We start from the raw sequence: 13,000 nt of genomic DNA on the forward strand, positions 1-13,000 counted from the left end.
TTAATCACCCCAGAAGAGAAAAACATCTTCTCCGTAAGCATTCTCAATCGCCTTTTTAACTTTTTTACGCGCTCTATGTAGTCGGGAACGGATGGTTCCGATTGGGCATTTAACAATGTTACTGGCTTCCTCATAAGAGTATCCCATCAGGTCACAGAGTATAATTACTTCTTTCATTCCTGAGGGAAGTTTTGCTATGATTTTTTTGATTTCTCCAAGCACCAGCTTGCGCATGGTTTCTTTTTCAGGATCTGCAATGTTTTCCCTTTGGGGACTTGCTATATCCCAGGTTTCTTGTTGCTGGTCTTCCAGGCCTTCGTTGGGTGTCAGGAATTTCAATAACTTTTCCTTTCGAAGCTGCTGGCGATAGACGTTTAAAAGAATGCTGTTTACCCAGGTTTCAAAAGGATAGTCAGCATTGTAGCTTTTACGATATTTGAAAGCTCTTAAAAAAGCTTCTTGAGCTAAATCCTGTGCTTTATCGAAGTTGCCAACCAGATAGTAAGCAAAACCCAGTACTTTTTGCTGGGATTCCTGGATCTTTTTTTCAAACCACAGCTTTTCCGCTGTAGCCAGCTCACAGCTTTTGGCCGTGCTATCAGTTGTTTTTGCAAAGGGAATCATAAAAGTCACCATTTAGTAATGTTATTCTGTAACTATAATATCTACTTTCTCGATAAAAGTTCCTATAGAAAAAAGCGATTATAATCCTCTTCCCGAATTTTGACTTTTTTGCCATCCTCAAGTTCAAGGTGAATGGCACTGTGGATTACATCTACTTCTATTACTTTGGCTTCACCAAGAGGAGTAATTATTTTGCTCCCCTTGCGGGGCAACTGATGGAGCAGTTTTTTGTAGAGGTAATACTCGAAATTGAGGCAGCACATTAACCGCCCACAAAGCCCCGATATTTTGGCCGAGTTGAGGACCAAATTTTGCTCTTTGGCCATTTTAATCGATACTGGCTCAAAGTTGGATAAGAAACGACTGCAACATACTTCTCTACCACAGATTCCGCACCCACCCACAATTCTCGCTTCATCTCTTACCCCGAGTTGCCTCATTTCGATACGAGTGTGAAAGATAGAGGCTAAGTCTTTTACAAGCTGTCTAAAGTCTATTCTTCCTTCAGCACCGAAATAAAAAATCAATCTACTTCGGTCGAGCGTGTAGTGGGCTTTCAGAAGTTTCATTTGTAGTTTGTATTCTTGTATTTTTTGCTGAGCAATTACGAAAGCCTCTCTTTCTTTAACCGTGTTTAACTCATATTGTCTGAGGTCGGTTGGTGTTGCGACTCTTATAACGGGTTTCAGATTTTCTGCCTGGTCGGCAGGCATGAGATGAGTTATGGCTTCCCCGATTTCCATGCCCAGTATGGTTTCGACGACGCATTTTTCCCCGGGATTAATGGGTAAGTTTCTTGCATCAAAATGATAGATTTTCGTATTTCCGTAGAACTTTATTCCTATTTTATATCGCATCCTGGATTACCTCCTTAAGCTCGAGCAAAAAGTGTATCAATGCTACATCCTGGTTGACGTTGCTGTTAATATCTCGGTTTAGCTGTTCGATGTTTTCTATGAGATTATAAACGGTTTTCTCGTCAAATTCTTTTCCTTCTATGGTTTTCAGGATTTTTTCCTCCAGTTCGGTAAAGTAAAGTAGCTCTTTTTCCCTGAATCTCGAGTACATGAGCAGGTCTCTCAAGTAAAGCTCGAGAAGAGATAAGGTCTCTTGTAAGTTGGTTTTGGAAGCAAGCAACTTGCTGCCCATAGATAGCAAGGAGCTGATACTGGAAAGCCCGTCGAAAAAGTTTTCGATGAGCCGATACGGCTCTTCCTCCTTTTCCAGGATTTGCAAGGCTTTTCCTATGCTTCCCTGGGCTTTTTGGGCAACAGAGAAAGCCTTTTGAGAAGCTATACTCCGATTTTTGACCAGGAAAGACTCGATTGTTCTTGCTGGCAAAGGTGCAAAATACAGCACGTTGCAACGAGAAAGCAAGGTACGGGGCAAGTTTCTCATATCAGAACTTGTAAGGAGGATGATGCTTTTCGGAGGCGGTTCTTCCAGAGTTTTCAGAATGCAGTTTGCAGCTTCTTCGGTCATGGAGGTAATGTTTTCGATTATCCCGGCACGGTATCTGGCTTCTAAGGGTTTATAGTGGATCCATTTGTTGAATTCCCGTATCTGGTCGATTTTCAGAGTTTCACCTTCAGGAGTTAGTTTTAGAAGATCAGGATGAACACCTTTGTCAATCGAGACGCAACTTTTGCACTGGTCGCAGGACCCATTTTCACCAGGAGAAAAACAATTTAGAAGCTTTGCAAACTCCAGAGCACAGAGTTTCTTTCCTATACCCTCTTTTCCCACAAATAAATAAGCATGGGATATTTTTCCCGAAGCGACGGTCTTTTGAAGATATTCTTTTTGGAATTTATGTCCTACGATGTTTTCCCAGCTCAATTTCCTTTAAAACCTTTCGTAGTATTGGATGGGTATTTCTAAAAGGATTCCCCCTCCTCTCTCCACCTTTACTTTTTGGGGCAGATACGGTCCAAGCGGTTCGTTGACGGGTAACGTGGACTCGATGGTTTCTTCCCGTCGGGCACAGGTAGTACGGACCAGCTGTTTGACCTTTTCTTTAGTTTTTTCGTCGGTAGCTATCAAAAAAGTGGTGTTTCCTTCTCGTAAGAAACCTCCGGTGGAAGCAAGCTTGGTGAAGGAAATGTTTTCTTCTCTAAGCACTTCCGCCAGCCTTAAGGCATCTTGGTCTCGGACTACGCATATGAAGAGCGAAGTTAGTTTCATCTCGAGTCACTCACTTTTTGCTTTAGGAGGCTTTCAACCTCTTTTCTTATGTCCTCGAAAACTTTCTCTTTCGGTCTGCAGGAATTTATAACTTTTATTCGATGAGGGTTTTTCCTGGCCAGCTCCAAAAAACCCTCTCTAATTTCGTGCAGGAGATTTTCTTTCTTTTCAAACTCTTTTTCAAAACGTATTTCCTCGCGAGGCGTATGCGCAAAAGCCCTGCGGAGACCAACCTCTGGTGTCACATCAAGGAGAAAGGTAAGGTCAGGTTGCAAGTTTTCTGTAACCAGTTTATTCAGGTAATTTATAGTATCCAGTGGAATTTTTCTGCCATACCCCTGGTATGCCAATGTAGAATCGCTAAAACGCACGCAAATCACTATTTCACCCTTTTTTAAGGCTGGGTGGATAATTTTAGTTATGTGTTCTCTTCTCGAAGCTTCGAAAAGCAGGACTTCGGTAAATGCATCTATATCTCCACTTTCCGGATTCAAGAGAATAGATCTTATTTTTTCTCCCAAAGGAGTGCCCCCTGGTTCCTGGGTAAAAATGCAAGGGTAGCCCCTACTCCTCAGGTGTTCAAAGAGTTTCCTGGCATGAGTAGATTTGCCACTTCCCTCGATACCTTCAAAAGTTATAAAAACCCCTTTATCTACTTTTTGCATTGGTTTCAGTTTGTGTTTTGCTCGTTCAGACTGCGTGGATATATAATTACTCTGCGAAAAGGTTCTTCTCCTATGCTTTGTGAAAATAAATTGTATTTTTCGGCGATGCGGTGCTGCAGTCTGCGAACATAAGCATTAGACGGAGGAAGCTCGGCTGGTTCTCCCTGTTTCAGGACTCGATGAACAGCTTTTTCAGCTTCTAAAACTCCAGCATTGTCGGACATGGGTTCTTCGTAACCGAAAAGTTCCCTCACAAACTTTTGTACCTGGACGTAAGTGTTGCTTCTTATGACGTGAATGGGTATACCACGTTTTTCCGCTTCTTTAATTTTGCTGGTGCCTTTTCGGTAACGGCTTTTTAAAGTCAAAAGGATGTCGGCTGAATTCAAGTCTTCCACTACTTCAAGAGGAATTTTTAACTGGTTGATGGCTCTCTGTACATAATTTTTACTAACCGCAAACAAGTAAACTCTCAGAAACTTTGTTTTTGTCAACTCTGGGGATAAAACCTCTTCCACTGCCTGTGCTGCGAATACTTCTTGCTCCGAAGTTTCTTCTTGCTTCAAGACCTCTATAGTGCCCTTTTCGGTTTTCACTCGTATTTCCGGTTTAGGATCATACCCTCGTAACAAAAGGTCTACGGCCTGGGCTGTGTTGTGATAGATTCCCAGCGTGTCACGGTCACGAAGCTCAATTACCACATCAAAAGTAGGGATAGCTTTGCGCTCCAGTATGGCTTTTTGGGTACCTCTTCTTTTGGCTTCTTCGTCGCTCAGAATGACAGATTGCACACCACCTACCAGGTCGCTCAGTGTGGGGTTCAGTAGAAGGTTTTTCAAAGTGTTACCATGGGCAGTGGCAATGAGTTGCACTCCCCGCTCGGCAATGGTTCTGCACGCTCTGGCTTCTTCCTCTCTGCCAATTTCATCCACGATAATAATCTCTGGCATATGGTTTTCTACTGCTTCAATCATGACATCGTGTTGTCTCTCTGGCGAAGAGACCTGCATTCGCCTTGCTCTTCCTATAGCGGGATGAGGAATATCTCCATCTCCAGCTATCTCGTTTGAAGTATCTACTATCACCACTCTTTTTTGAAATTCATCGCTCAACACCCGAGCTATTTCTCTTAGTTTGGTGGTTTTTCCAACACCTGGTGGGCCAAGAAGCAAAATGTTCTTGCCTGATACAACCACATCGCGAATAATATCTATAGTCCCATACACTGCTCTTCCAACTCGTAAAGTGAGGCCAATAATATCTCCCAAACGGTTTCTGATGCAGGATATCCGGTGCAATGTCCTTTCAATTCCTGCCCGATTATCTTTGGTAAAAGAGCCTACCCTCTGTACTACGTAGTCGAGGTCTTCTCGAGTGGTCACATAGTCTTGGAAAACAACGAACCCCTTACTGAACCTGGCCTCTAAGGGTCTACCCAGGTCCATAATTATTTCTATCAGGTCATCGCAATTTTCCTGTTCTTCAATTACCGAGCGGATATGACCCGGTAAAACTTCAAACAATTTGGAGAGATTATCAACTACTCCGTATTCTCCTTTCATAATTTCTGTTTTTCCTCCCATTTAACTAATGAAAATTTAGTCCAATTCGGAATCCTGGGATGCGATTTACAGGATTTGCCAAAAATAAAAACACGTAATGCGTGGATTTTATTTCTCTCCCACCATATGTTTTAGCCATCCGCGGACGATTATATGTCAATTTTCAAAAAATTGGAATTCCCGCTTATTTTTAATAAAATGAATCTCATGGATACTCGTGGTTCCTTAAGAGTGCTGGCTGTTAGTGATAGAGTGGATCCTCGCATTTATAGCGTTTCTCTTCGTGAGCGCTTCAGTGACATTGATTGTGTGATTTCTTGTGGGGATTTGCCAGAATATTATCTTGATTTTATAGTTTCCTCTTTGAATGTCCCGCTGTTTTTTGTACATGGTAATCACGACCCTTCTGGCGGCAAACGATCCCTGGCGGGAGGTGTTAATCTGGACGAGCAGACCGTAATCTATCGTGGTTGTATATTTGCTGGTTTGGAAGGGTCTCCCTGGTATAATGGTAACTTGCATCAATATTCGGAGAGAGACATGTATTTTAAGTATCTGCGCTTGCTGCCAAAATTGTTCTGGAACAGGGTACGTTTTGGTCGCTACCTTGACGTTTTGGTAACCCATGCACCCCCTCGGGGCATGCATGAAGGACAGGATGCTGTACACAAAGGTTTTTCGATTTTTACCCATATTATAAGGAAATATCGCCCTAAATACCATCTGCATGGTCATGTGCACCTTTACGATCGTAGGCAAAGCCTGCAAGACCTTTTTTATGAAACTTTGGTGATTAACTGCTACAATTATCGGGTTTTGGAAATAGAAATACCCTCTGCAACTGGTGGTTGAAATTTTTCGGTGCTAAGTCGCTTTTAGAATTACCTGAGTTGCTAATTTGTGCTCCTATTTCAGGCTCTTTTTCTTGTGTTACAATGAAAAAGTGAACTAATGAAGCAGTAGTTGTTTTTTTTGGTACGGTGAGGAAAGAAGATTTGCTGGCAGAAATCCGTGAAGAAGTCAAAAGATGTTTCCGGTGTCCACTGGCTGAGCAACGCACTCAAACCGTTTTTGGAGAAGGCAACCCGGACGCCTTGCTGATGTTTATTGGAGAAGCTCCTGGAGAGGAAGAAGACCGTACTGGTCGTCCTTTTGTGGGCAAGGCTGGCCAGTTGTTGACCAGGATAATTCAATCAGTGAATCTTACCAGAGAAGAAGTGTATATTGCTAATATGGTTAAGTGCAGGCCGCCTGGGAATCGCAATCCTACCCTTCAGGAGATAGAGGCTTGCTTTCCTTTTCTTGAAGCCCAGATTGCGATTATAAACCCCTCAATCATAGTTGCTCTGGGTAGTGTTGCTGCTTCTTATTTGCTTGATACGAAGTTGCCCATCAGTAAATTGCGTGGTCAGTGGTATGACTGGAGGGGTGGCAAGAAGGTTTTCCCTATGTTTCACCCCAGTTTCCTTTTGCGGTATAATTCACGAGCACCTGGTTCTCCAAGATACCTGACCTGGTTGGATATCAAAGAAGTGAAGAAAATGTACGATTTGTTACGCCAGGCTTCTTAACTTGACCACCCACGGGGGGTCTGTGCTATAATAATCTGGATATTTGCGGGAGGTGGTTTTATATATGAGTTATTTTGATTCTATCAAGGCTTTTACCACAGAACAGGTGGTAAAACTAATAGTCAACTCTTTGCGTAATGTTTCAGATGAGACCATAATTAAACTAACCTATCTTGCTGAAAAGTTGACACCCATTCCCTATTACCGGGATCAAATTGCAGGGCTTCGCCGCATGTTTGAGGAAAAAAGACCTCAAATAGTTCTTGCCAGAAGGGTGCTTCAAGAAACCCATCCCAATGTTCGGGAAAAGCTAATGGTTAACCTTATAGTTAAAAGCATTCTGCTTGGTGTGCCTAAACGTCAGAAACTGGAAAAAGAACTGGGTTGTCAGGTTCCGTTCTTTTTCGTGGTTAGCCCCACCATGCGTTGTAATCTGAACTGTTATGGTTGCTACGCAGGTGAGTACCGCAAGGAAAGCGATATGCCCGTAGAGCTTTTGGATCGTATTTTTACCGAAGCTAAAGAAATGGGCATGCATTTCCTGACTATCTCTGGTGGAGAGCCGTTTATAAGGAAAGAGCATCTGGATCTTTTTGAAAAACACAACGATATATCGTTCCAGATTTATACTAATGGAACTCTAATTGACCGTGCCATGGCTAAAAAGCTTGCTCAAATGGGGAATGTCTATCCGGCAATCAGTGTAGAGGGGTACGAGGAAGAAACTGATATGCGCAGAGGAAAGGGAACTTTCAAAAAGATTATGCAAGCTATGGAAGCGCTCAGGGACGAAGGAGTTATTTTTGGTTTCTCCATTACTGCAACGCGTCACAACACCGAACTGGTTTCCAGTGATGAATTCATGGATTTCCTCATCGATAAGGGGTGTTCTTTTGGTTGGTATTTCACGTATGTGCCAGTTGGTAAGAAGCCAGATGTTTCTCTTATGCCTACTCCGGAGCAAAGACTTCACCTTAGAAAGCAGGTACATAAGTTGCGCTATGAGAAACCAATATTTATTGGGGATTTCTGGAATGATGGTCCCTATGTTGGTGGCTGCATAGCTGGAGGTAGAAGATACTTTCATATTAACAACTCTGGTGATGTGGAGCCTTGTGTCTTTTGCCATTTCACTGTTGATAACATTAAGGATAAATCTCTTAAGGAAGTCATATCTTCTCCATTTTTCCGGGCTATTCAGGAAAGACAACCTTATGATAACAATTTGATGCGTCCTTGCATGCTAATTGATGTTCCTGAAGTTTTACGTGAAGTGGTAGAAAAATATGGTGCGCGTCCCAGCCACGAAGGTGCGGAAAGCTTAATTACTACTCTGAAAGATGACGTAGATGCTTATGCTCAAGCCTTTAAAAAGCTGGCTGACGAAATATGGGAGACTGAATACAAAGGAACCATTTATTACAAAGATTACAAGACCGAGCGGCAGGAATATTTGCGCAAGCTTCAAGAAGAAGCCATGAAAGAAAAGAAGGAAAAAGTAAGAGTCTGAATTAATTTTGCTAAGGTGGAGCTTCTCAATAAAAAAGCGGGGGTTAACCCCCGCTTTTTTATTGAGAAGCGGTTTTTCTGAGTGCTCTCCATCCAATATCTTTTCGATAATACATATCTTCGAAATGAATTTTTTTGGCTGCTTGATAGGCTTTTAGAGCGGCTTCCTCCATTGTTTTGCCCCGACCACAAACGTTAAGTACTCTCCCACCCGAGGTAAGGAAGATACTGTCTTTTTTGGTGGTCCCAGCGTGGAAGACAAGCACATCATCTTCAGGCAGATTTTGAAAGGCCTCGAGCCCACTGATAGTTTTTCCAGTCTCGTAATTTCCAGGATAACCTTTGCTGGCCAGAACCACACAGAGTGCTGCTCTTTCATCTTCTTTGATTTTTAAATGGTGCAACTTTTGGTCGATAATTGCGGTTTGTATTTCTATCCAGTCATTGGCAATGCGGGGCAGAACTACCTGTGTTTCTGGGTCTCCCAGCCGTACATTAAACTCGAGCACAAAAGGCCTTTTTCTGGCGTCTATCAGCAAACCCGCATAGATGATTCCTCGGTAATCAAGTTTTTCTTTCTGGATGCCTTCTACCAGGGGCTGGAAAATTTCTCGCTCTATTTGTTGAAGCAGAGTTTCTTCCACGCTGGGTACAGGCGAGTAAGCACCCATGCCCCCAGTGTTAGGTCCCGTTTCCCCTTCTCCCACTTTTTTATGATCTTGAGAAATTGGAAGGCGGAGATATGTTTTACCGTCGTAAACAGCCATTACCGTAACTTCTTCTCCTTCCAGAAAATCTTCAACAACTACCCTTGTCCCAGCGTCCCCAAATTTTTTCTGAATCATCAGTTCCCAGAGCGTATTTTTAGCTTCACCAAAGTCATTGACGATGCTGACGCCCTTTCCCGAGGCAAGGCCGTCGGCCTTGATAACCGCGGGATAGTTATGAAGGTACTGAAAATATTCTATTGCCTGTTGGTAATTATCAAAAACTCGGAAAGGTGCAGTGGGTATGGAATATTTTTCCATAAAGTTTTTGGCAAAAACCTTACTGGATTCAAGCATCGCTGCTTTTTGGGTGGGACCAACAATTTTGATGCCGCTTTCACGAAAAAAGTCCACTATGCCCTGTGCCAGAGGTGCTTCTGGCCCCACTAAGACCAGGTCTATTTCCTGCTCTTTTGCAAAAGCAAGCATATCGTCAAACGAAGAAAGGGTCGCACATTCGCCTATTTCACTCATTCCACCATTGCCAGGTACGCAAAAAATTCTGTCAACATCTTTGTTTTGCTTTACTTTCCAAGCTATGCAGTGCTCTCTTCCTCCACTACCTATAATCATTACCTTCAAGGTCATTTTCACCTCTTTCGGAGAACTTTTCTGCCCTTGACCTCTAATCTTCCTTCCAGGAAAAGCTTTACTGCTTCTTTGTAAATGCGATGTTCATGCTGGAGAATTCTTTCTGCAAGGCTTTCTGGTGTATCGTAGTCTTCGACTGGACAGCATTCCTGAAGAATTATCGGTCCCGTGTCCATTCCTTCATCAACAAAGTGTACTGTGCAACCACTGACTTTGACTCCATATTCTACAGCCTGCTTCTGGGCTTCTAAGCCCGGGAAAGCCGGCAAGAGAGAAGGATGGATGTTCATGATTTTGTGCGGAAAGCTTTTAATTATTTCTTTGCCAAGAATCCTCATATAACCCGCAAGACAGATAAGGTCTGGGTTTTCTTCTTGCAAGACAGTAAGCAGCTTCTTTTCGTATTCTTTCTTGGATGGAAATGACGCATAGTCGAGAACCACGGTTGGAATACCGGCAAGCCGGGCTCTCTCCAGAGCATAGGCTCTGGGATTATCGCTGATTACCAAAGAGATGTATCCGTTGAAATAGTTTTCTTTTGAAGCATCGATAAGGGCCTGTAGATTAGTGCCTCGACCCGAAGCGAGAACTACTATCTTTCCAAGGTTATCTGTCAACTAAAATCACCTTCCCGTTCCCAGGTATTATTTCTCCTATCAAATAAGCTTTTTCGCCTCGAGTAGAGAGAATTTCCAAAGCTTCGTCTATCCGCGTTTTATCGAAGATCATAACCATGCCTATACCCATATTAAAGACTCTCCACATTTCTTTTTCAGGGACGTTTCCCAGTTTTTGGAGGAAGGAGAAGATAGGCATCTCAGGGTATGCTGCTTTCTCGATTCGGGCGTCGCAGTCAGGAGGTAGGATGCGGGGTAAATTTTCTAAGATGCCTCCTCCTGTTATGTGGGCAATGCCTTTGGGGGGACAATTTTCAAGGAGTGGTAAAATCAGGGACACATAGATACGGGTAGGTTCCAAAAGGAGCGAACTCAAGGTTTTGCCTTCCCATTCCTGGTTGTAGTCTATGTGATTTTCTTTCAGAATTTTACGAACCAAGGAAAAACCGTTGCTATGTAAGCCTGAAGAAGCAAGGCCAATTACTATATCCCCGGGTTTAATCAGCTTTCCATTTATAATTTGCTTTTCAGCCACTTCCCCTATAGCGAAACCGGCCAGATCGTACTCTCCTTCCCGGTACATATCAGGCATTTCGGCTGTTTCTCCACCCAGAAGAACACAATGTGCGCTTTTGCAGCCTTCAACTATACCTTCGATGACTTCTTCCAGGACTTCTATTTCAAGCTTGCCACAGGCAAGATAGTCCATAAAAAAAAGAGGTTTTGCACCTACACAAAGGAGGTCGTTAACACACATTGCTACCAGGTCTATGCCTACCGTACTGTTTTTTCGAGTTTTCTGGGCTATTTCCAGTTTGGTGCCTACCCCGTCACAAGTGGCGGCTATGCACATCTGGTTGGGGTGGTCGGGTATGCGGAAGACACCAGCAAATCCACCTATGCCTTCCACTACCTGTTCTGGTTTTATCAAAACCTGGGCGCGATGAGCTATTTTTTTGACAAATTTGTCAGCAAGCTCAATGTCCACGCCTGCCTTTTTGTAGTCCCACTGGCTCATTTTTATTCCTCCAGACCTACTCTTTTGAATATATAATCCACATGTTTTATAAAGTGGTCATAGCTAAACATTTTTTCCAAATCTTCTTGCGAGAAGTATTTTTGAATGACGGGTTCTTCCTGGAGCGCTTCTTGAAAACTCAAATTTTCGTTTTCCCAGGTTCGCATTGCTGCTCTCTGCACCACTTCGTAAGCCTGTTCTCGAGTTAATCCTCTTTTAACAAGTTCGAGCAGTATTCTTTCTGAGAAGACCAGGCCCCTGCTTTTTTCGAGGTTTTTTTTCATATTTTGAGGGTAAACCACCAGGTTGTTAAGGAGTTTTGCAAAAGTGTTCAGCAGGTAATCAGCAAGTATGAAAGAGTCAGGGAGAATGATTCTTTCTGCCGAAGAGTGAGAAATATCTCTTTCATGCCATAAGGGGATATTTTCGAGGCTGGTTACCAGGTTACCTCGTAGCACCCTGCTGAGCCCGCATATCTGCTCTCCTGTAATAGGATTTTTTTTGTGAGGCATAGCCGAAGAACCTTTTTGTCCTGCCCCAAAGCCTTCTTCCACTTCTCTTATTTCAGTTCTCTGGAGATTGCGTAATTCTGTAGCAAATTTTTCAAGGCTGGTGGCAACCATTGCTAAGGACCAGATTACTTCAGCGTATCGGTCGCGTTGGATTATTTGGCTGGATACGGGAGCAGGAGTAAGCCCCAGTTTTTCACATACGTACTTTTCGACTCGAGGATCTATATGGGCATAATTACCGACAGCTCCAGATATTTTGCCTACACTTATGGTCTCTTTAGCTCGCTGTACTCTGGTTCGGTTTCTTTGCATTTCTGCGTACCAAAGAGCCATTTTGAGACCAAAAGTGGTTGGTTCGGCATGAACCCCGTGGGTTCTTCCTATCATGAGAGTATAGCGATAGGTAAGAGCTTTGTCTTTGATGGCCTCCAATACAGTATCTATGTCTTTGAGAATGAGTTCACAGGCTTCTTTCATCAAGTAAGCGTTGGCGGTGTCCAGCATATCGGAGGAGGTCATACCGAAGTGGAGGAAACGGGCTTCCGGGCCTATGCTTTCTGAAAGAGTGGTCAGGAAAGCGATAACATCATGTCGGGTCCTGGCTTCAATTTCTTCCATGCGAGAGGAAGAAAATGATATTTGGCTACGCACTTTTTCAAGTATTTCTCTGGGGAAAAGACCCAGCTCGCACCACGCTTCAAGGGCAAGCATTTCAACCTTCATCCACACTTCAAAGCGGTGTTCATCGCTCCAGATTTGGCCCATCTGGGGAAGGGTGTAGCGTTTGATCAAGGGCTGTTCCTCCTCTCGGGGTTCTCTTTTTGAGGAGTCCCACAATAGGGACAATAAGACATCTCCGGGCTTATATCTTGCCCACATGATTTGCAAAAAATTTTTTCTCTTTTAAAGCTAAGCAACTTTTCCTTGATTTCTTCTATTTCTTCTTCAAGAGAAAGCACCTTTTGGCAGTATTCTTTAAACTTTTCTGTGTCAAGCTCATTTTTGCGATAAAGTTCATAAACTTTTGCTCCCAACTCTTCAATGCTTTTACGACGTTCTCTGTATAAAGACCGTAACTTTAAAAACATACTCAGTATTTGCCACCATTTCCTGGAAGAATCATTTCTAACCATTGGTTAATCAACTCCAAAATTTTAGCAGCTATCAGTCTACCATATTATTATAGCTTCTGCATTGTGATTTACCCTTCATTCAGAAAGCTTTTGTAGGTTCTTCCTTCGTTAGTGATTGTTTTAAGACCCTCAAGAGAGAACGACGGTTGGTGGAAAAAATTTTTCCACCCTTTGACTTTTAGAGTGGTCGCTTGTATAATGAAATCGAGGCATTGAAGCCTTGAAAGATGTTTTGCCACATGGTGTG

14 protein-coding genes are annotated in these 13,000 nt (G+C 43.0%); 3 read left to right on the forward strand and 11 right to left on the reverse strand.

Annotated features, from left to right (window positions below; genetic code table 11):
• Genes ACKTT1_RS05170 through ACKTT1_RS05195 form a run of 6 tightly spaced genes read right to left on the reverse strand, consistent with a single transcriptional unit; the run spans window position 1 to window position 5,035 of the window.
• The gene (locus ACKTT1_RS05170) at window positions 1-636 is read right to left on the reverse strand and encodes an RNA polymerase sigma factor (RefSeq protein WP_412710433.1); all 636 of its coding nucleotides are present in this window, start codon (window positions 634-636) and stop codon (window positions 1-3) included.
• Window positions 637-686: 50 nt separating this feature from the next.
• Window positions 687-1,481 carry a stage 0 sporulation family protein gene (locus ACKTT1_RS05175; RefSeq protein ID WP_412710434.1) on the reverse strand — a complete coding sequence of 265 codons (795 nt, stop codon included), beginning with the start codon at window positions 1,479-1,481 and terminating at the stop codon, window positions 687-689.
• Window positions 1,471-2,463: a DNA polymerase III subunit delta' gene (holB, locus tag ACKTT1_RS05180; RefSeq protein WP_412710435.1), complete on the reverse strand. Its 993-nt coding sequence runs from the start codon at window positions 2,461-2,463 to the stop codon at window positions 1,471-1,473. The genes ACKTT1_RS05175 and holB overlap by 11 nt, the downstream gene beginning before the upstream one ends.
• A 6-nt stretch (window positions 2,464-2,469) precedes the next feature.
• On the reverse strand, window positions 2,470-2,808 hold the full coding sequence (locus ACKTT1_RS05185; RefSeq protein ID WP_369019319.1) for a cyclic-di-AMP receptor: 339 nt from the start codon (window positions 2,806-2,808) through the stop codon (window positions 2,470-2,472).
• A complete protein-coding gene (gene tmk, locus ACKTT1_RS05190) occupies window positions 2,805-3,473 on the reverse strand; it encodes a dTMP kinase (RefSeq protein WP_369019318.1) in 669 nt (222 codons plus the stop codon). Before tmk ends, ACKTT1_RS05185 begins: the two co-directional genes overlap by 4 nt.
• Window positions 3,474-3,478: 5 nt before the next feature.
• Window positions 3,479-5,035 (reverse strand): R3H domain-containing nucleic acid-binding protein, encoded by a 1,557-nt coding sequence (locus ACKTT1_RS05195; RefSeq protein ID WP_369019317.1) that lies wholly within the window; start codon window positions 5,033-5,035, stop codon window positions 3,479-3,481.
• 198 nt (window positions 5,036-5,233) lie between these two features.
• On the opposite strand from ACKTT1_RS05195, the gene ACKTT1_RS05200 reads away from it, so the two are divergent.
• From ACKTT1_RS05200 to ACKTT1_RS05210, 3 genes are all read left to right on the forward strand, one after another.
• The gene (locus ACKTT1_RS05200; RefSeq protein WP_412710436.1) at window positions 5,234-5,887 is read left to right on the forward strand and encodes a metallophosphoesterase; all 654 of its coding nucleotides are present in this window, start codon (window positions 5,234-5,236) and stop codon (window positions 5,885-5,887) included.
• Window positions 5,888-6,015: 128 nt separating this feature from the next.
• Window positions 6,016-6,606: a uracil-DNA glycosylase gene (locus ACKTT1_RS05205; RefSeq protein ID WP_369019315.1), complete on the forward strand. Its 591-nt coding sequence runs from the start codon at window positions 6,016-6,018 to the stop codon at window positions 6,604-6,606.
• A gap of 64 nt (window positions 6,607-6,670) precedes the next feature.
• On the forward strand, window positions 6,671-8,116 hold the full coding sequence (locus ACKTT1_RS05210; protein WP_412710437.1) for a radical SAM protein: 1,446 nt from the start codon (window positions 6,671-6,673) through the stop codon (window positions 8,114-8,116).
• Window positions 8,117-8,174: 58 nt separating this feature from the next.
• Here the strand turns inward: ACKTT1_RS05210 and purD are convergent, their stop codons facing one another.
• The 5 genes from purD to ACKTT1_RS05235 are packed head-to-tail and all read right to left on the reverse strand — an operon-like array spanning window position 8,175 to window position 12,753.
• Window positions 8,175-9,470, reverse strand: a complete 1,296-nt coding sequence (gene purD, locus ACKTT1_RS05215; protein ID WP_412710438.1) for a phosphoribosylamine--glycine ligase — start codon at window positions 9,468-9,470, stop codon at window positions 8,175-8,177.
• Between the two features lie 2 nt (window positions 9,471-9,472).
• Window positions 9,473-10,090 carry a phosphoribosylglycinamide formyltransferase gene (gene purN / locus ACKTT1_RS05220; RefSeq protein WP_412710439.1) on the reverse strand — a complete coding sequence of 206 codons (618 nt, stop codon included), beginning with the start codon at window positions 10,088-10,090 and terminating at the stop codon, window positions 9,473-9,475.
• Window positions 10,080-11,108, reverse strand: a complete 1,029-nt coding sequence (purM, locus tag ACKTT1_RS05225) for a phosphoribosylformylglycinamidine cyclo-ligase (protein WP_412710440.1) — start codon at window positions 11,106-11,108, stop codon at window positions 10,080-10,082. Before purM ends, purN begins: the two co-directional genes overlap by 11 nt.
• 2 nt (window positions 11,109-11,110) lie before the next feature.
• Window positions 11,111-12,412, reverse strand: a complete 1,302-nt coding sequence (gene purB / locus ACKTT1_RS05230) for an adenylosuccinate lyase (RefSeq protein WP_412710441.1) — start codon at window positions 12,410-12,412, stop codon at window positions 11,111-11,113.
• On the reverse strand, window positions 12,409-12,753 hold the full coding sequence (locus ACKTT1_RS05235; protein ID WP_412710442.1) for a zinc ribbon domain-containing protein: 345 nt from the start codon (window positions 12,751-12,753) through the stop codon (window positions 12,409-12,411). Before ACKTT1_RS05235 ends, purB begins: the two co-directional genes overlap by 4 nt.
• Window positions 12,754-13,000 lie beyond the last annotated feature (247 nt).

Origin of the sequence: Atrimonas thermophila, assembly GCF_045864955.1 — a bacterium.
Classification (GTDB): Bacteria; Atribacterota; Atribacteria; order Atribacterales; family Thermatribacteraceae; genus Thermatribacter; species Thermatribacter velox.